17 protein-coding genes are annotated in these 17,709 nt (G+C 69.0%); 7 read left to right on the top strand and 10 right to left on the bottom strand.

From position 1 onward, the window contains the following. The first annotated feature begins 100 nt into the window (after positions 1–100). From EZ242_RS09305 to EZ242_RS09280, 6 genes are all read left to right on the top strand, one after another. Positions 101–874, top strand: a complete 774-nt coding sequence (locus EZ242_RS09305; RefSeq protein ID WP_135284855.1) for an ABC transporter ATP-binding protein — start codon at positions 101–103, stop codon at positions 872–874. Between the two features lies 1 nt (position 875). Next, positions 876–1,583 carry an ABC transporter ATP-binding protein gene (locus tag EZ242_RS09300; protein ID WP_135284854.1) on the top strand — a complete coding sequence of 236 codons (708 nt, stop codon included), beginning with the start codon at positions 876–878 and terminating at the stop codon, positions 1,581–1,583. A gap of 54 nt (positions 1,584–1,637) precedes the next feature. Then, positions 1,638–2,837, top strand: coding sequence for an ABC transporter substrate-binding protein (locus EZ242_RS09295; protein ID WP_135284853.1), 1,200 nt, complete (start codon positions 1,638–1,640; stop codon positions 2,835–2,837). Between the two features lie 176 nt (positions 2,838–3,013). Then, positions 3,014–3,898 (top strand): branched-chain amino acid ABC transporter permease, encoded by an 885-nt coding sequence (locus tag EZ242_RS09290; protein ID WP_135284852.1) that lies wholly within the window; start codon positions 3,014–3,016, stop codon positions 3,896–3,898. Beyond that, on the top strand, positions 3,898–4,899 hold the full coding sequence (locus EZ242_RS09285) for a branched-chain amino acid ABC transporter permease (RefSeq protein WP_135284851.1): 1,002 nt from the start codon (positions 3,898–3,900) through the stop codon (positions 4,897–4,899). Before EZ242_RS09290 ends, EZ242_RS09285 begins: the two co-directional genes overlap by 1 nt. Then, positions 4,899–5,666: an SDR family oxidoreductase gene (locus EZ242_RS09280; protein WP_135284850.1), complete on the top strand. Its 768-nt coding sequence runs from the start codon at positions 4,899–4,901 to the stop codon at positions 5,664–5,666. The genes EZ242_RS09285 and EZ242_RS09280 overlap by 1 nt, the downstream gene beginning before the upstream one ends. A gap of 27 nt (positions 5,667–5,693) precedes the next feature. Here the strand turns inward: EZ242_RS09280 and EZ242_RS09275 are convergent, their stop codons facing one another. From EZ242_RS09275 to EZ242_RS09245, 7 genes are all read right to left on the bottom strand, one after another. Then, complete coding sequence (locus EZ242_RS09275; protein WP_135284849.1) at positions 5,694–6,581, bottom strand: carbohydrate kinase family protein; 888 nt, start codon at positions 6,579–6,581, stop codon at positions 5,694–5,696. A 36-nt stretch (positions 6,582–6,617) separates the two neighbouring features. After that, the gene (locus EZ242_RS09270) at positions 6,618–7,751 is read right to left on the bottom strand and encodes a zinc-ribbon and DUF3426 domain-containing protein (RefSeq protein ID WP_167784703.1); all 1,134 of its coding nucleotides are present in this window, start codon (positions 7,749–7,751) and stop codon (positions 6,618–6,620) included. A gap of 142 nt (positions 7,752–7,893) precedes the next feature. Continuing rightward, positions 7,894–8,775 carry a 50S ribosomal protein L11 methyltransferase gene (gene prmA, locus EZ242_RS09265; RefSeq protein WP_135284847.1) on the bottom strand — a complete coding sequence of 294 codons (882 nt, stop codon included), beginning with the start codon at positions 8,773–8,775 and terminating at the stop codon, positions 7,894–7,896. Positions 8,776–8,983: 208 nt separating this feature from the next. Further along, on the bottom strand, positions 8,984–10,333 hold the full coding sequence (accC, locus tag EZ242_RS09260; RefSeq protein ID WP_135284846.1) for an acetyl-CoA carboxylase biotin carboxylase subunit: 1,350 nt from the start codon (positions 10,331–10,333) through the stop codon (positions 8,984–8,986). 196 nt (positions 10,334–10,529) lie between these two features. After that, complete coding sequence (accB, locus tag EZ242_RS09255; protein ID WP_135284845.1) at positions 10,530–10,988, bottom strand: acetyl-CoA carboxylase biotin carboxyl carrier protein; 459 nt, start codon at positions 10,986–10,988, stop codon at positions 10,530–10,532. Between the two features lie 102 nt (positions 10,989–11,090). Beyond that, a complete protein-coding gene (locus tag EZ242_RS09250; RefSeq protein ID WP_135284844.1) occupies positions 11,091–11,633 on the bottom strand; it encodes a TlpA family protein disulfide reductase in 543 nt (180 codons plus the stop codon). Then, on the bottom strand, positions 11,620–12,225 hold the full coding sequence (locus EZ242_RS09245) for a hypothetical protein (RefSeq protein ID WP_135284843.1): 606 nt from the start codon (positions 12,223–12,225) through the stop codon (positions 11,620–11,622). Before EZ242_RS09245 ends, EZ242_RS09250 begins: the two co-directional genes overlap by 14 nt. 70 nt (positions 12,226–12,295) lie before the next feature. Here EZ242_RS09245 and mpl point away from each other — a divergent pair, with 70 nt between their 5' ends. After that, positions 12,296–13,663 carry a UDP-N-acetylmuramate:L-alanyl-gamma-D-glutamyl-meso-diaminopimelate ligase gene (gene mpl / locus EZ242_RS09240; RefSeq protein ID WP_135284842.1) on the top strand — a complete coding sequence of 456 codons (1,368 nt, stop codon included), beginning with the start codon at positions 12,296–12,298 and terminating at the stop codon, positions 13,661–13,663. An 11-nt stretch (positions 13,664–13,674) separates the two neighbouring features. Here mpl and EZ242_RS09235 read toward each other — a convergent pair whose 3' ends face one another. The 3 genes from EZ242_RS09235 to rodA all read right to left on the bottom strand — a co-directional run bounded on the left by EZ242_RS09235 (position 13,675) and on the right by rodA (position 17,680). Then, positions 13,675–14,799 (bottom strand): 3-deoxy-7-phosphoheptulonate synthase, encoded by a 1,125-nt coding sequence (locus tag EZ242_RS09235; protein ID WP_135284841.1) that lies wholly within the window; start codon positions 14,797–14,799, stop codon positions 13,675–13,677. A gap of 217 nt (positions 14,800–15,016) precedes the next feature. Further along, entirely contained in the window at positions 15,017–16,477 is a 1,461-nt protein-coding gene (gene tldD / locus EZ242_RS09230) for a metalloprotease TldD (RefSeq protein ID WP_135284840.1), read from the bottom strand. A gap of 48 nt (positions 16,478–16,525) precedes the next feature. Next, entirely contained in the window at positions 16,526–17,680 is a 1,155-nt protein-coding gene (gene rodA, locus EZ242_RS09225) for a rod shape-determining protein RodA (RefSeq protein WP_135284839.1), read from the bottom strand. Positions 17,681–17,709 lie beyond the last annotated feature (29 nt).

The following is a 17,709-nucleotide window of genomic DNA, read 5'->3' as shown; positions in this document are numbered from 1 at the left end:
AACTACCTAAGGTTTCCCCCTCTGGCGCTGTGCCCGGCACCTGCCTACAGTCGCGGGCTTGCGGAGGGAGGACTCCGCGCGACCTGCACTGGAGAGCCTGTTGTCATCCGAGTACATCCTGGAAACCAGGGGCCTGACCAAGGAGTTCAAGGGTTTCGTCGCCGTGAGCGAGGTGGACCTCAAGGTGCGCCGGGGCGACATCCACGCCCTCATCGGTCCCAACGGCGCCGGCAAGACCACCTACTTCAACCTGTTGACGAAGTTCCTGCCGCCCACGCGGGGAAGCATCGTCTTCAACGGCCGCGACATCACGCACGAAAAACCCGCGCAGACCGCGCGCCGGGGCATCGTGCGTTCGTTCCAGATTTCAGCCGTGTTCCCGCACATGACCGTGCTGGAGAACGTGCGCGCGGCCCTGCAGCGCAACCTGGGCACCTCCTTCCATTTCTGGAAGTCCGAAGCATCCCTGCACGCCCTGCACGAGCGCGCCCGCCAGCTGCTGGCCGAGGTCGACCTGCAGGACTTCGCGGACGAGCTCACCGTCAACCTGCCCTACGGCCGCAAGCGCGCCCTGGAGCTGGCCACCACCATGGCCCTGGAACCCGAGCTGATGCTGCTGGACGAACCCACCCAGGGCATGGGCCATGAAGACGTGGGCCGGGTCACGCAACTCATCAAGAAGGTCTCGGCCGGGCGGACCATCCTCATGGTCGAGCACAACATGAACGTGGTCTCCTCCATCGCCGACCGCATCACGGTCCTGCAGCGCGGCGCCGTCATTGCCGACGGCCCCTACGAGGAAGTCTCCCGGAACCCGCAGGTGATCGAGGCCTACATGGGCTCGGCCGACACCGAACTGCAGGGAGCGCACTGACATGGCGGCCAACGAACTGCTTCGCATCGAGAACCTGCACGCCTGGTACGGCGAGTCGCACGTGCTGCACGGCGTGAACCTCTCGGTGCGCGAGGGCGAGGTGGTCTCGCTGCTGGGGCGCAACGGCGCCGGCCGGACCACCACGCTGCGCGCCATCGTGGGACTCACGGGCCGGCGCACCGGCTCCATCCGCATCGCCGGGCAGGAGGCCATCAAGCTCGCGTCGCACAAGGTGGCGCGCCTGGGCGTGGGCTACTGCCCCGAGGAACGCGGCATCTTCGCCAGCCTCTCGGCGCAGGAGAACCTGATGCTGCCGCCCACCGTGGGCGCGGGCGGCATGAGCGTGGCCGAGATCTACGAGATGTTCCCCAACCTCAAGGAACGCGCCAGCAGCCCCGGCACGCGCCTGTCCGGCGGCGAGCAGCAGATGCTGGCGGTGGCCCGCATCCTGCGCACCGGCGCGCGCCTGCTGCTGCTCGACGAGATCTCCGAGGGCCTGGCCCCCGTCATCGTGCAAAAGCTCGCCGAGATGATCCGCACGCTGCGCGCCAGGGGCTACACCATCGTGCTGGTAGAGCAGAACTTCCGCTTTGCCGCGCCGCTGGCCGACCGCTTCTATGTCATGGAGCACGGCAAGATCGTGCGCGAGTTCGCGAAGGACGAGTTGCTGGCCAATACAGCGGTCGTCCATGAATACCTGGGTGTCTGAGGCCCCCCACCGGGCCCGGGACACCGATTCCCTTTTCAACCAAGGAGACGTTCGATGAAACTCAAGACCCTCGTCGCGGCCATGGCCGTGGCCCTCGGCGGCACCACCGTCCTGGCCCAGAGCAACAACGAGCCGGTGCGCATCGGCTTCATCACGGACATGTCCAGCCTGTACGCCGACATCGACGGCCCCGCCGGTGGCGAGATGGTCAAGTGGGCCGTGCAGGACTTCGGCGGCAAGGTGCTGGGCCGCCCGATCGAGGTGCTCACGGCCGACCACCAGAACAAGGCCGACGTCGCGAGCTCCAAGGCCCGCGAGTGGATCGACAACGACAAGCTCGCCATGCTGGTGGGCGGCACCAACTCCGGCACCGCCCTGGCCATGTCCAAGGTGGCCTCGCAGAAGAAGGTGCCCTTCTTCGTGATCGGCGCCGGCTCGGCCCGCCTGACCAACGAAGACTGCACGCCCTACACCGTCCACTACGCCTACGACACGGTGGCACTGGCCAAGGTGGCCGGCTCCGCGCTGGTCAAGGCCGGCAACAAGAAGTGGTATTTCCTCACCGCTGACTACGCCTTCGGCCACTCGCTGGAGAACGACGCCGCCTCGGTGGTCAAGGCCAACGGCGGCCAGGTGGTGGGCACCGTGCGCCACCCGCTCAACGCCTCGGACTTCTCCTCCTTCCTGCTGCAGGCCCAGGGCTCCAAGGCCGACATCCTGGGGCTGGCCAACGCGGGCGGCGACTTCACCAACGCGGTGAAGGCGGCCAAGGAGTTCGGCGTCAACAAGAGCATGAAAGTCGCCGGCCTGCTGGTGTTCATCAACGACGTGCACAGCCTGGGCCTGAACAACACCGAGGGCCTGCAGCTGGCCGACAGCTGGTACTGGAACCAGGACGACGAATCGCGCAAGTTCGCCAAGCGCTTCTTCGAGAAGTACAAGCGCATGCCCTCCAGCTTGCAGGCGGCCGACTACTCCGCCACCACCACCTACCTGAAGGCCGTGCAGGCCGCCGGCACCACCGACGCGGACAAGGTCATGGAGCAGGCGAAGAAGATGCAGGTCAACGACTTCTATTCCAAAGGCAAGATCCGCCAGGACGGCCGCATGATCCACGAGATGTCGCTGTTCCAGGTCAAGGGCCCCAAGGAGTCCACCCAGCCCTGGGACTACTACAAGCTCGTGACCAAGGTGCCCGGCGACCAGGCCTTCACCACGCTGGCCGAGAGCAAGTGCCCGCTGGTGAAGAAGTGATCTGCTAGGGGAGGGGCTGGAGGCTGGAGGCTGGAGGCTGGACGCTGGGGAAACAGCCGATTCCCTCGCCCTCCAGCGCTTGCAGCCCCTGCCCCCACCCGCCCCCGGTGCCCCGCGCCTTTCCCCAGGCTCTAGTCTCTAGCCTCTCGCCCCTGGCCTCCAGCCCCTAGAACAACATGGAAATCTTCGGCATCCCCCACCAGGCCTTCCTGGGCCAGCTCATGCTGGGCCTGGTCAACGGCGCGTTCTACGCGATCCTCAGCCTCGGGCTGGCGGTGATCTTCGGCCTGCTGGACATCGTGAACTTCGCGCACGGAGCGCTCTACATGCTGGGTGCCTTCGCGGCCTGGATCGCGCTGGACAGCTTCGGCATCAACTACTGGCTCGCGCTCATCGTCGCGCCGCTGGTGGTCGGTGTGCTGGGGGTGATCATCGAGCGCACCATGATCAAGCGCCTCTACGGGCTCGATCCGCTCTACGGGCTGCTGCTCACGTTCGGGCTGTCCCTGATCCTGGAGGGTGTGTTCCGCGATCGCTACGGCGTCTCGGGGCAGTCCTATCCCGTGCCGGAGCTGCTGTCCGGCGCCACCAATCTCGGCTTCATGATCCTGCCCAACTACCGGGCCTGGGTTGTGGTCGCCTCTCTCATCGTCTGCCTGGGCACGTGGTTCCTGATCGAGCGCACGCGCCTGGGCGCCTACCTGCGCGCCGGCACCGAAAATTCCAAGCTGGTCCAGGCCTTCGGCGTGAACGTTCCCCTGATGGTCATGCTGACCTACGGCGCGGGCGCCGCGCTGGCCGCCTTCGCCGGCGTGCTCGCCGCGCCCATCGTGCAGGTCACGCCGCTCATGGGCTCCAACCTCATCATCGTGGTGTTCGCCGTGGTGGTGATCGGCGGCATGGGCTCCATCATGGGCTCGGTGCTCACCGGCCTGGGCCTGGGCATCGTCGAGGGGCTCACGCGCGTTTTCTATCCCGAGGCGTCCAACGTGGTGGTCTTCGTCATCATGGCCATCGTCCTCATGCTGCGGCCGGCGGGCCTGTTCGGAAAGGTGGCGTGATGAGCCGCAACGTCCTTCGCGTCACGTACCTGCTGCTGCTGGCCCTGGGCCTGGCGGCGCCCTTCCTGGGGCTGTACCCGATCTTCGTGATGAAGCTCCTGTGCTTCGCCCTGTTCGCCTGCGCCTTCAACCTGCTGCTGGGCTTCACCGGCCTGCTGTCCTTCGGGCACGCGGCCTTCTTCGGCGGCGCAGCCTACGTCACCGGCTGGTTCATCCGCTCCCAGGGCTGGACGCCGGAGCTGGGCATCCTGGCCGGCGTGGTGGTGGCGGCCTTCCTCGGCCTGCTGTTCGGCGCGGTGGCCATCCGCCGGCAGGGCATCTACTTCGCCATGGTCACGCTGGCGCTGGCGCAGATGGTCTTCTTCATCGCGTTGCAGGCGCCCTTCACCGGCGGCGAGGACGGCCTGCAGGGCGTGCCGCGCGGCCACCTCTTCGGCGTGTTGCCGCTGCGGCCGGACATCACCATGTACTACGTGGTGCTGGCAGTCTTCGTGGCCTGTTTCCTGGGCATCATGCGCATCGTCACCTCGCCCTTCGGCCAGGTGCTCAAGATGATCCGGGAGAACGAGCCGCGCGCCATCTCGCTGGGCTACGAGGTCGATCGCTACAAGCTGCTGGCCTTCGTGCTGTCGGCCGCGCTGTCCGGACTGGCCGGCTCGCTCAAGACCGTGGTCATGGGCTTCGCCACCCTCTCGGACGTGCACTGGTCCATGTCCGGCGAGGTCATCCTCATGAGCCTGCTGGGCGGCGTGGGCACCTTCTTCGGCCCGGTGCTCGGCGCTGGCGTGGTCATCGCGCTGCAGAACATGCTGGCCGACAAGGTGGGGGCCTGGGTCACGGTGATCATCGGCGCCATCTTCGTGGTTTGCGTGCTGGCCTTCCGCAAGGGCATGGTCGGCGAGCTGCTCGCCTGGAACGACCGGCGCCGCGCGCGTGCCGCCACCGCAAGCGCCGAAGCGAATGCGGGCGCGCCCGCGGCCGGCCACAGCGCCAGCTCCTGATGGACACCCTCTTCTCGCTCCAGGACCGCGTCGCGCTGGTGACGGGGGGATCACGCGGCATCGGCCGCATGATCGCCGAGGGTTTCCTGCGCCAGGGCGCACGGGTCTACATCAGCGCCCGCAAGGCGCAGGCCTGCGACGAGGCTGCACGGGAACTCTCGGCCCTGGGCGAATGCCACTCCCTGCCGGCCGATGTCTCTACCGTGGACGCGGCCCGCGAACTTGCCGCCCGCCTGGCCGCACGCGAACCGCGCCTGGGCATCCTGGTGAACAACGCCGGCGCAGCCTGGGGAGAGTCCTTCGACACCTTCCCCGAACAAGGCTGGGACAAGGTGGTGGACCTGAACATGAAGGCGCCCTTCTTCCTCACGCAGGCCCTGCATGGCATGCTCAAGGCGGCCGCCGCCGAGCGGCCCGCGAAGGTGATCAACATCGCCTCCATCGACGGGCTCTCGGTCAATCCGTGGGAGACCTATTCCTACGCCGCCAGCAAGGCGGGCCTGGTCCACCTCACCCGCCGGATGGCCCTGCGCCTCGCGCAGGACAACATCGTCATGAGCGGCATTGCGCCGGGCCCCTTCGCCTCGGAGATGAACCGGCAGGCGCGCGACCACGCCGACGAGGTTGCCCTGCGGGTGCCCGTGCGGAGGATCGGCCAGACCGAGGACATGGCCGGCGCCGCCATCTTCCTCGCCTCACGCGCGGGTGACTACGTGGTGGGGCACACCGTGGTGGTGGATGGGGGATCGATGCTCGGAAGGGGCTGAAGACCCTGCGGCGCCAGCCCCTCGCCCCTAGTCCCTGTAGTTCCAGTTCTGCGGCCCACGGCTCGCGATCTTGAGCGCGCCGACGCGGTTGCCCAGCACCGCACACTGCTCCAGCGTCCAGCCCTGTTCCAGGCCGTGCAGCAGGGCGCCGCGCCAGGCGTCGCCGCAGCCCGTCGGATCGACCACCTCGGTGGCCTGCACGCCCGCGACATGCGTGCGTTCGCCATCGATCCACAGCTCGCAGCCCTCGGCACCGAGTGTCACCACCAGGCCCTTCACGCGCCGCGAGATCTCGGCCAGCGTCCAGCCGGTGCGTTCGCACAGCATCTTGCCCTCGTAATCGTTCACGGTGACCCAGCTCGCCTGATCGACGAAGCGGGCCAGCTCGGGACCGTCGAACATGGGCAGGCCCTGGCCGGGATCGAAGACGAAGGGAATGCCGGCGGCCTGGAACTGCTCGGCGTGCTGCAGCATCGCGTCCCTGCCATCCGGCGAGATGATGCCCAGGCGGATGTCCGCTCGTGCCTCGATGCGCGTGCCGTGCGCCTGCATCATGGCGCCGGGGTGGAATGCCGTGATCTGGTTGTTGTCACGGTCGGTCATGATCATGGCCTGCGCGGTGTAGCTGTCCTCCACCTGCCGCACGAAGTCGGTGCTGATGCCCAGTTCACGCAGGCGCGCGAGGTACTCGCCGCCGTCGCTGCCGAGCGTGGCCATGGGCAGCGGCTCGCCCCCCAGCTGCTTGAGCGCGTAGGCGATATTGCCCGCGCAGCCGCCGAAGTCCCGCCGCAGGGCCGGCACCAGGAAGGACACGTTCAGGATGTGGAGCTGCTCCGGCAGGATCTGCTGCGCGAAGCGGCCCTCGAAATTCATGATGGTGTCGAAGGCCAGGGAGCCACAGATCACTGCTGCCATGTGGTGCGTTCCGTGAGAGGAAAAAGAAAAGAGGGATCAGGGGTAGAAGGCCAGCAGGCGGTAGCCCGCCACGCGCGTGGCGAGCGGGTCCGCCCCGAGGCTCAGGTCCACCGTGGTCGAGCGCTCGCTGCCCGGACTGATGACCGCAGGCGTGGTGAAGCCGAGCTCCTGTGGCGAGAGCACGCGGCGCACCAGGGGCTGTTCGGCCGCGTCGGTCAGCGTGAGTTCGATCGAGGGCAAGGCGACGTTCGTCACGGAGCGGTTGCGCAGCGTGAGCGAGAGCCGGTAGTTGTCGGGGCCCAGCCGGTTGAAGGACGAGTTGTCGATCACCACCGACTCGATCTGGCGCGGCGTGCCGACCACGCAGCCGCTCGGCCGGCACAGCAGCTCCAGCAGCGGCCGCAAGGCCGGCTGCATGGCTGCGAGCCGGTCGCGCCAGTACAGGGCCACCTGCGCGGCCAGCAGCAGCACCAGCGTGAGCGCCAGCAGCGCCAGCACGGTTTTCACGGCGGGGCTGTCCCAGAAGGCGCGGCTGCGCGCCTCGCGCACGAAGGAGAGTTCGTCCAGGTCGGGGCCGACGAGTTCGTCCTCGGCGCCCGGCTCGGGTGGGCTGTCGAAGCCGCGCTTGTACTCGGCGTACCAGGCGGGCTCGTTGGCGGGGGCGGCGCCCGCCTGAACCGGCACGAGTTCGGTGGAGGGCAACGCGGGTGCGCTCGCGGTCGCGCTCGCGGATGCAGGGACCTCGGACTGGGCATCGGCGTCGGCCGCAGTGCCCGCCGGGTCCGGCGGCGCGCTCAAGGGTTCGTTCGCCGCAGGCGTGTGCGGGCCCGGCTCGTCCAGGAGGATGTCGATGGGCATGGGCCCGGGCAGTGGCTGGTGCGCGTCCAGCGCGCCGGGCAGCTCCGGTGCGCTGGAGGCCTCAACGTCGGCCTCAACGTCGGCCTCAACGTCGGCCTCGCCCTCGGCGGGCGCCGGAGCCGGGGCCTCGTGCCCGCCCGCCTCGGGCGCAACCGGCGCCGGCTCGGGCGCTTGCGCGAGCTCCGAATGCAGGTGCTCGTTGGCGTCGAAGACCTCCGAGCAGTGCCCGCAACGAACCCAGCCTTCGGCGATGCGCAACTGGTCCGGGACGACCCGAAACAGCGTGGCACAGGCTGGGCAGCGGGTGATCACGCCCGCCATGCTCCCATGCGGGTGCGCCTGGCCCGGCGCTTCGAGCGGCTGGGGTGCGACGAGGGTGTATGGCTCATGAGCCGCCGATTCTAGTGCGCCGGCCTCACGCGCAGGGCCGGCACGCGGGCCAGCGCGCCCGGGCTCAGAAATGCGCCGTCATCAGCACCCAGCCCTCCTGGGTATCGGCCACGTCCAGCCGGCACCAGGGCGCATAGGCCGCGCGCAGCTCATCGGCCTGCCGCTCCAGGATGCCCGCGAGCACCAGGTCGCCGCCGGCGTCCACATGGGCGCACAGCAAGGGCGCGAGGACCTTCAGCGGCGAGGCCAGGATGTTCGCCAGCACCAGGCCATAGCGTCCCGTGGCCGCGTCGGGCAGGCCGGCGCGCACGAGGGCCTGGTTGGCCACCGCGTTGTCCCGCGTGGCCTGGACCGCCGCTTCGTCGATGTCCACCGCATCGATCTCGCCGGCCCCGAAGCGCGCCGCGCCGATGGCCAGGATGCCCGAGCCGCAGCCGTAGTCCAGCACCCGCCGCCCGGCAACCGGGTGCGTGGCGATCCAGCGCAGGCACATGCGCGTGGTGGGGTGGGTGCCGGTGCCGAAGGCCAGCCCCGGGTCCAGGCGGATCACCTCGCGCGCCTGGGCCGGCGGCGCGTGCCAGCTCGGCACGATCCAGAACTCCGGCGTGATCTCCACCGGCTCGAACTGCGACTGCGTCAGGCGCACCCAGTCCTGCTCAGGCAACTCGGCGATGCCGAGCACCGCGCTGCCCGCAAAAAAGTCCTGCAGCTGCAACAGGCCCGCCGCCTCGCGCGCCTGCGCCTCCTCGGCGAACAAGGCCACCAGCCGCGAGCGCTGCCATCCTTCCTTGGGCGGCGGCATGCCCGGCTCCCCGAACAGCGCCTGCTCCGCCGGCGTCTGCGCGTCCGCGTCCTCGACGGACACGCTCAAGGCCTCCAACGCCTCCAGAGCATCGCCCACGGCCTCGACGGCCGCCTCGGGAACCAGCAGGGTCAACTCGAACATAAAAAGCTCCGAAGCGAATAAGGAGCCACGCGCCGCGCAGCGAGCTCACGATAACAAGCCCGCTCTCAAGCGGGGGACGCGGCCGCAGGCCGCAAGGGGGGTGTCCCCCACGGCAGGGCCATCGCGGAACCGGCTTCGCCGGGCCGCTGATGCCGCCCCCTTGAAGGGAAAGCGGCCGCAGGCCGCCCCGGGGGGGGGGGGGAAGCCCTTACCGTTTGTGGTGCGCGAGCCAGTCTTCGAGGTAGTGGATGTTGGTGCCGCCCGCCATGAACTTCGCGTCCACCATCAGCTCGCGGTGCAGCGGGATGTTGGTGTTGATGCCTTCGACCACGGTCTCCAGCAGGGCGGTGCGCATGCGGGCCAGGGCCTGCTCGCGCGTGTCGCCGTGCACGATGATCTTGCCGATCATGGAGTCGTAGTTGGGCGGCACGAAGTAGTTGTGATAGACGTGCGAGTCCACCCGCACGCCGGGGCCGCCCGGCGCGTGCCACAGGGTGATGCGGCCCGGCGAGGGCACGAACTTGTACGGGTCCTCGGCGTTGATGCGGCACTCGATGGCGTGGCCGCGGATCTGGACGTCGCGCTGGGTGAAGGGCAGCTTCTCGCCGGCGGCCACCATGATCTGCGTCTTGACGATGTCCACGCCGGTGATCATCTCGGTGACCGGGTGCTCCACCTGCACGCGCGTGTTCATCTCGATGAAGTAGAACTCGCCGTTCTCGTACAGGAATTCGAACGTGCCGGCGCCGCGGTAGCCGATCTTCTTGCAGGCGGCCACGCAGCGCTCGCCGATGCGGTCGATCAGCTTGCGCGGGATGCCCGGCGCCGGCCCTTCCTCGATGATCTTCTGGTGGCGCCGCTGCATGGAGCAGTCACGCTCGCCGAGGAACACCGCGTTGCGGTGCTTGTCGGCCAGCACCTGGATCTCGATGTGGCGCGGGTTCTGGAGGAACTTCTCCATGTACACCGCCGGGTTGCCGAAGGCGGCGCCCGCTTCGGCGCGGGTCATCTGCACCGCATTGACCAGCGCCGCCTCGGTGTGGACCACGCGCATGCCGCGCCCGCCGCCACCGCCGGCCGCCTTGATGATCACCGGATAGCCGATGGTGCGCGCGATGCGCCGCACCTGGACCGGGTCGTCGGGCAGCTCGCCGTCCGAACCCGGCACGCAGGGCACGCCGGCCTTGATCATGGCCTGCTTGGCCGAGACCTTGTCGCCCATGATGCGGATGGACTCGGGCGTGGGCCCGATGAACTGGAAGCCGCTCTTTTCCACCCGCTCGGCAAAGCCGGCGTTCTCCGACAGGAAGCCGTAGCCCGGGTGGATGGCCTCGGCATCGGTCACCTCGGCGGCCGAGATGATCGCCGGCATGTTGAGGTAACTCAGGGGCGAAGGGGCCGGTCCGATGCAGACGGCCTCCTCGGCCAGCTTCACGTACTTGGCGTCCCGGTCGGCCTCGGAATAGACCATCACGGCCTTGACGCCCAGTTCGCGGCAGGCGCGCTGGACGCGCAGCGCGATTTCGCCGCGGTTGGCGATCAGGATTTTCTTGAACACGCGATGCCTCCGTCGCAGGGGGACCGCCCGGCCGTGCCGTGGCAGCGCACGCGCTGCGGCCGGGGATCGGGATGGTGTGGGTTGAACATGTTCTTCTGCCGCCGTCCGCCGCACAGGCCGAGGGCGGCAGGAAAGGCGCCCGCCGATACGGCGCGGGCCGCCTGCCCGAAGCGTCCGGCTGGTACGGCCGGCGATCTCACTCGATGACGAACAGCGGCTGACCGTACTCGACTGGCTGGCCGTTCTCGCACAGCACCTTGACGATGGTGCCGGCCTTGTCGGTCTCGATCTCGTTGAGGATCTTCATGGCCTCGATGATGCAGATCGTGTCGCCGGCCTTGACCTGCGCGCCGAGCTCCACGAAGGGCTTGGCCCCCGGGCTGGATGCGCGGTAGAAGGTGCCGACCATCGGCGACTTGACCACGTGGCCGCTCTCCTGGGCCGGGGCGGCGGCCACGGCAGGCGCGGCTGCGGGAGCGGCCTGCGCCGGTGCCGGCGCGCTCGCCTGGACCAGGGGAGCGGCCATGGGAACCTGCATGACGGGAGGCTGCCCCTTGACGATGCGAACCTTGCCCTCGGCCTCGGTGATCTCAAGTTCCGAGACGTTGGACTCTGAAACCAGGTCGATCAAGGTCTTCAGTTTGCGCAGGTCCATCAAATCTCCCGAGTCCAGAAAAGCGGCGAATGTACATCGATTCACCGTTATTTACGTTTTTCTTGTCGCCTTTTTACATGCGACAGGGCGGTGCGCCAAGCCTCAGCCGGTGCTGGCGGAACGCCAGCGGGCTAGCTCATCAGCAGAAAGCTGGCCGATTCTACGTTGGAGGATGCGCCCGTCCGGGCCGATCAGCACCGTGAAGGGCAGGCCCCCGACCCGGTTGCCGAGGTCCCGCCCGAGGCTGGCCCCGTCCAGCCCGGCCAGTGCGATCGGAAAGCCCACGGGCGTGCGGCCGAGGAACTGCCGCACCGCCGGCGCCTGGTCCACGGCCACGCCCACCACCTGCCAGCCCGCGGCCGCGTGCTCGCGATGGAAGCGGTCCAGCAGCGGCATCTCCTCCACGCAGGGCGGGCACCAGGTGGCCCAGAAGTTCACGAGCAGCGGCCGGCCCCGGAAGGCGTCCATGCGCAGTTCGCCGTCCTGTGGCGTCGGGAAGCGCAGCGACCAGAACGTCGGTGCGATGCGTTCATCGGCTGGCGAATCGTCTCTGAAGCGCCACCAGGCCAGGCCGCCGCCGGCCAGGCCGGCGAGCGCCGCCACGCCCGCGAACAGGAGGCCGCGGCGGGATTCAGGTCGGGCCATCGGTGCCCTCCTCGCTCATGCGCTGCCGCAGGTCCTGCAGGTCGCCGCGGGGCTGCCGACCGCGACCGTCCGGCCGCAGGGCGCCACGCAGGTCGTCGTGGTCGTGGATCATCAGGTGAACGCCGATGCTCTCGCCCAACTCCGGGCAAGGGCTGGAGAGGCTCAGCGCATCGACCGCCTCACCGTTGAAGCCGGTGATGGTGCGCGCGTCGTAACTCACGCCGCGCTCGATGAGGGCGATCTCGGCCGACTTGGGGTCGTCGCAGAAGAGCTGGAGGTACACGTCCGACAGCCGCGTGGCCGTGCCGTGCCAGACGGCGCCGCACAGGTGCGGTCGGAACTCGGCCAGCCGCTGCATCCACGCCAGGGCCAGGCGCCGCAGCGCGGCCAGCTCGGCCGGCTGGGTGTCGGCGCAGAAAAGCTGCAGGTACTCGCGCACCGCATCCTCCAGGATGTCGTTGTCCGGGAGTGCCGTGCGCGGGCCCAGACCCATCTGGCGCACGGCGCGGCGCTTGGCCGGGCCCCATTCCAGGCCCTCCTCCACCACCAGGCGGGCGGCCGTCGCGGCGATCTCGTTCTTCAGGCTGTCCATAAGCCGACGATTCTCGCCCCGATGCGGATGCCCGGTGTTGCACCCGCCTGCCCATCGATAATCGCCGCCCATGCACATTCACATCCTGGGCATCTGCGGGACCTTCATGGGCGGCCTGGCCGCGCTGGCGCGAGAGGCCGGGCACCGCGTCACCGGCTGCGACGCCGGTGTCTATCCGCCCATGAGCGACCAGCTGCGGGCCCTGGGCATCGAGCTGATCGAGGGCTGGGGCACTGACCAGATGAGCCTGGCACCCGGCGTCTGGGTGATCGGCAACGTGGTCTCGCGCGCCCGCCAGGCCGACGGCTCGCCGAAATTCCCGCTGATGGAGGCCATTCTCGAGTCCGGCCAGCCCTACACCAGCGGCCCGCAGTGGCTGGCCGAGCATGTGCTGCAGGGCCGCCATGTGCTCGCCGTGGCCGGCACGCACGGCAAGACCACCACCACCTCGATGCTGGCCTGGGTCCTCGAGCAGGCGGGGCTGTCGCCGGGCTTCCTGGTGGGTGGGGTGCCGGTGAACTTCGGCGTCTCGGCCCGCCTCGGCCAAGGACGGCCCTTCGTGATCGAGGCCGACGAGTACGACACCGCCTTCTTCGACAAGCGCAGCAAGTTCGTCCACTACCGGCCGCGCACGGCCGTCCTGAACAACCTGGAGTTCGACCACGCGGACATCTTCGACGACCTGGCGGCCATCGAGCGGCAGTTCCACCACCTGGTGCGCACGGTCCCGGCCAGCGGTCGTGTCGTCGTCAACGGCCTGGAAGAAAGCCTCACGCGCGTTCTGCACGCGGGCTGCTGGAGCGAGGTGCGCAGCTTCGGCGCGGCGGTGAGCGACTTCACCGCGCGGGGCGAACCGGAGGCTTTCGACGTGCTGCAGGGCGGCAAGGTCTGCGGGCGCGTCGAGTGGGCTCTGGGCGGCGTGCACAACCAGCTCAATGCCCTGGCCGCCATCGCCGCCGCCGATCACCTGGGCGTGGCGCCCGCGCACGCCTGCCGGGCGCTGGGCGAGTTCCGCAACGTCAAGCGGCGCATGGAGTTGCGCGGGACGGTGCGCGGCATCGCCGTCTACGACGACTTCGCCCACCACCCCACCGCCATCCGCACCACGGTGGACGGCCTGCGCCGGCGGCTCGCACCGGGCCAGCGCCTGCTGGCGGTGTTCGAGCCGCGCAGCAACACCATGAAGCTGGGCACCATGAAGTCCCAGCTGCCCTGGAGCCTGGAACAGGCCGACCTCGCCTTCTGCCATGCCGGCGGCCTGGGCTGGGACCCGCGCGAGGCGCTGGCGCCCATGGGGCCGCGGGCCCGGGTGGCGGACGACATCGACGCCCTGCTCGCGCTCGTGCTGGCCGAGGTGCGCGAAGGCGACCAAGTGCTGTGCATGAGCAACGGCGGCTTCGGCGGCATCCACGGCCGGCTGCTGCAGGCCCTGGGCTGACGCCTGCCGGCTCAGCCGCGCCGCGCCTTCACGCCTTGTGCGAGCTGGTCCAGCGCCTGCATGGACTGGTCCCAGCCGAGGCACGCATCGGTGATGCTCTGGCCGTAGGCGAGCCGGCTCGCGTCGTCCTTGCCGGGCGTGAACTTCTGGGCGCCGGCTTCCAGATGACTTTCGATCATGACCCCGAAGACCTGGCGCGATCCGCTCGCGAGCTGCCCGGCGATGTCGCGGGACACCTCCAGCTGCCGCTCGTGCTGCTTGCTGCTGTTGGCATGGCTGCAGTCCACCATCAGGCGCGGCGGCAGGCCCGCGGCTTCGAGGTCGGCGCAGGCGGCGGCCACGCTTCGGGCATCGTAGTTGGGGGCCTTGCCGCCCCGCAGGATCACGTGGCAGTCGCGGTTGCCCTGGGTCTGCACGATGGCGACCTGCCCGTTCTTGTGCACCGACAGGAAGTGGTGGCCGCGCGCGGCCGCCTGGATGGCGTCCGTGGCGATGCGGATGTTCCCGTCGGTGCCGTTCTTGAATCCGATCGGCGCCGACAGGCCCGAGGCCAGCTCGCGGTGCACCTGGCTTTCCGTGGTGCGCGCACCGATGGCGCCCCAGGCGATCAGGTCGCCGATGTACTGCGGCGAGATGACGTCCAGGAACTCGCTGCCGGCCGGAACGCCCAGGCGGTTGATGTCGATCAGGAGCTGGCGCGCGATGCGCAGGCCCTCGTCGATGCGGAAGCTCTCGTCCAGGTAGGGGTCGTTGATCAGGCCCTTCCAACCCACCGTGGTGCGGGGCTTCTCGAAGTACACCCGCATAACGACCTCCAGCGTGTCCGCGTGCCGCGCCCGCACCTCCCTGAGCCGGCGCGCGTAGTCCAGCGCGGCGACGGGGTCGTGGATGGAGCAGGGTCCGACCACCACCAGCAGGCGGTCGTCGGTGCCGGCCATGATGTCGTGGATGCGCCGCCGCGTGTCCGAGATGAGCTGCTCGACCGGCGTGCCCCGGATCGGGAAGAAGCGGATCAGGTGTTCCGGCGGGGGCAGCACGGTGATGTCCTTGATGCGCTCGTCGTCGGTCCGGCTGGTCTTGTCGACGGGATGCGTGCGCCAGTCATCGGCGGCGGAAGCGTTGGGGGCGGTGGACATCGGAAGCTCCTTGCTGAAGGGTCGGAAAGAAAGCCGGGGACGAAAAAAAACCGCCGGGGGTCCGGCGGTTTTCTCGGGATTCTTGCGCTGTCTGTTCGGGCTACGCGCAGGTCTCTCGGCCGCCGGGGCTGGAGAAAAACCAAAAGTAGCCGAAGAAGAAAACGCTGCTGCGAGGCATGGGGCGGGAATGTAGCACAGGGAACCGGCGTGCGGCCACTCAGGCCGTGCCGCCCACGGTCAGGCCGTCGATGCGCAGCGTCGGCTGGCCCACGCCCACCGGCACGCTCTGGCCTTCCTTGCCGCAGGTGCCCACGCCCGAGTCCAGGCGCATGTCGTTGCCGATCATGCTCACGCGCGTGAGCGCATCGGGGCCGTTGCCCACGATGGTCGCGCCCTTGACCGGGTACAGGATCTTTCCGTTCTCGACCCAGAAAGCCTCGCTGGCGGAGAAGACGAACTTGCCCGAGGTGATGTCCACCTGGCCGCCGCCGAAGTTGGTGGCGAACAGGCCTTTCTTGATGCTGGCCACAATCTCGTCGGGCGACCTGTCGCCGCCGAGCATGTAGGTGTTGGTCATGCGCGGCATGGGCACGTGCGCATAGCTCTCGCGCCGGCCGTTGCCGGTGGGCTTGACGCCCATGAGCCGCGCATTGAGCGAGTCCTGGATGTAGCCGCGCAGGATGCCGTCCTCGATCAGCACGTTGCGCTGGCTGGCGTTGCCCTCGTCATCGACGTTGAGCGAGCCGCGACGGTCGGCGATGGTGCCGTCGTCCAGCACCGTGACGCCCTTGGCCGCCACGCGCTTGCCAATGCGGCCGGAGAACGCGCTGGAGCCCTTGCGGTTGAAGTCGCCTTCAAGGCCATGGCCCACGGCCTCATGCAGCAGGATGCCCGGCCAGCCCGAACCCAGCACCACCGTCATCTCGCCGGCCGGCGCGGGACGCGACTCCAGGTTGGTGAGGGCGGCGTTCACCGCTGCATCCACGTACTCCTGCACGCGGGCTTCATCGAAGTAGGCCAGCCCGAAGCGGCCGCCGCCGCCATGGGAGCCCACCTCGCGGCGGCCGTCCTGCTCGGCGATGACGGTGACCGACAGGCGCACCAGCGGGCGCACGTCGGCGGCGAGGGTGCCGTCGGCACGGGCCACCAGCACCACGTCCCACTCGCTGGCCAGGCCCGCCATGACCTGCACGATGCGCGGGTCCTTGGCGCGGGCGAGCTGTTCGGCTTTTTCCAGCAGCTTGACCTTGGCCGTGCTGTCCAGCGTGGCGATGGGGTCCAGCCCGTCGTAGAGCGAGCGGCTGCTGGCCACGCGGCGCGCGGGCACCTTGGCACGCGCGGAGCGGCCGGCGGCGGCGATGGTGCGCACGGTCTGCGCGGCATCGAGCAGCGAGGCTTCGGAGATGTCGTCGGAATAGGCGAAGGCGGTCTTCTCACCGCTGACCGCCCGCACGCCCACGCCCTGGTCGATGCTGAAGCTGCCGGTCTTGACGATGCCCTCTTCCAGGCTCCAGCCTTCGCTGCGGGTGTACTGGAAGTACAGGTCGGCGTCGTCCACGCGGTGGCGGGTGATCTCCGCCAGGGCGCGGGTGAGGTGGGATTCATCGAGCCCGAAGGGCTCCAGCAGCAGGCGCTGGGCGGTGGCCAGCCGTTCGATGGTGGGGTCGCGGGAAAGCATGGGGCATTCTAGGGTGAAGGTCTCACCCGCTGCGGACCGGGGACAAGCCTAGCTCTGCACGAGCCGCTTGGTCCGCGCGATGGACATCAGGATGCCCAGGGCCAGGCCCAGCGTCACCATGGCCGTGCCGCCGTAGCTGATGAAGGGAAGCGGCACGCCCACCACGGGCAGGATGCCGCTGACCATGCCCATGTTCACGAAGGCGTAGGTGAAAAAGATCATGGTCACCGCGCCGGCCATGAGGCGCGCGAACAGGGTCGAGCCTTCCAGGGCGATGGCGAAGCCGCGCAGGATCAGGAACACGAAGCCGGCGATGAGCAGCAGGTTGCCCGCCAGGCCGAACTCCTCGGAGTACGCGGCGAAGATGAAGTCCGTCGTGCGCTCGGGAATGAACTCCAGGTGCGTCTGCGTGCCCTGCATGAAGCCCTTGCCGAACAGGCCCCCCGAGCCGATGGCGATCATGCCCTGGATGATGTGGAAGCCCTTGCCGAGCGGGTCCTTGCCGGGATCGAGCAGGGTGCAGATGCGCTGCTGCTGGTAGTCGTGCAGCACGGGCCAGCGGTTGCCGGCCTCGCACAGCTGCGGCTCGAAGGCGACCAGCAGCACCATGCCCACGAGTACCAGCAGGAAAGGCGGCACGATGAGCCGCCAAGGCAGGCCGGCGAAGAAGATGACCGAGAGTCCCGCCGCCATGACCAGCAGCGACGTGCCCAGGTCCGGCTGCTTCATGATCAGGCCCACGGGCAGCAGGAGGAGCGCGCCGGCCACGAGGAAGTCCAGCGGTCGAAGCTGTCCCTCGCGCTTCTGGAACCACCAGGCCAGCATCAGGGGCGTGGCGATCTTCAGCAACTCGCTGGGCTGGATGACGATGCCGACGTTGACCCAGCGCTTGGCGCCCTTCTTGGTGATGCCGAAGATCGCCACCGCGACCAGGAGCGACACGCCGAGCACGTAGAGCGGCACCGCCAACGCCATGAGCCGCTGCGGCGGAATCTGCGCCACCACGAACATCACGAAGCCCGCGATGAGCATGTTCCGGCCATGGTCCACGAAGCGCGTGCCGTGGTCGAACCCCGAGGAATACATGGCCAGCAGGCCCGCACCGGCGAGCAGGAACACGGCGAACGCGAGCGGCCCGTCGAAGCCCTGCAGCAGGGGCGCGGCGCGGCGCCACAGCGGAGGCTTCTCGAACACGGCTGACATAGGGCGGCGATTATCGCCGCTGGCATCAT

The sequence above is a fragment of the Ramlibacter rhizophilus genome (assembly GCF_004681965.1).
In the GTDB taxonomy this organism is placed as follows: Bacteria; Pseudomonadota; Gammaproteobacteria; order Burkholderiales; family Burkholderiaceae_C; genus Ramlibacter; species Ramlibacter rhizophilus.
The sequence above is the reverse complement of the archived record's forward strand: the minus strand, read 5'-3'. Positions and strand labels throughout refer to the sequence as shown.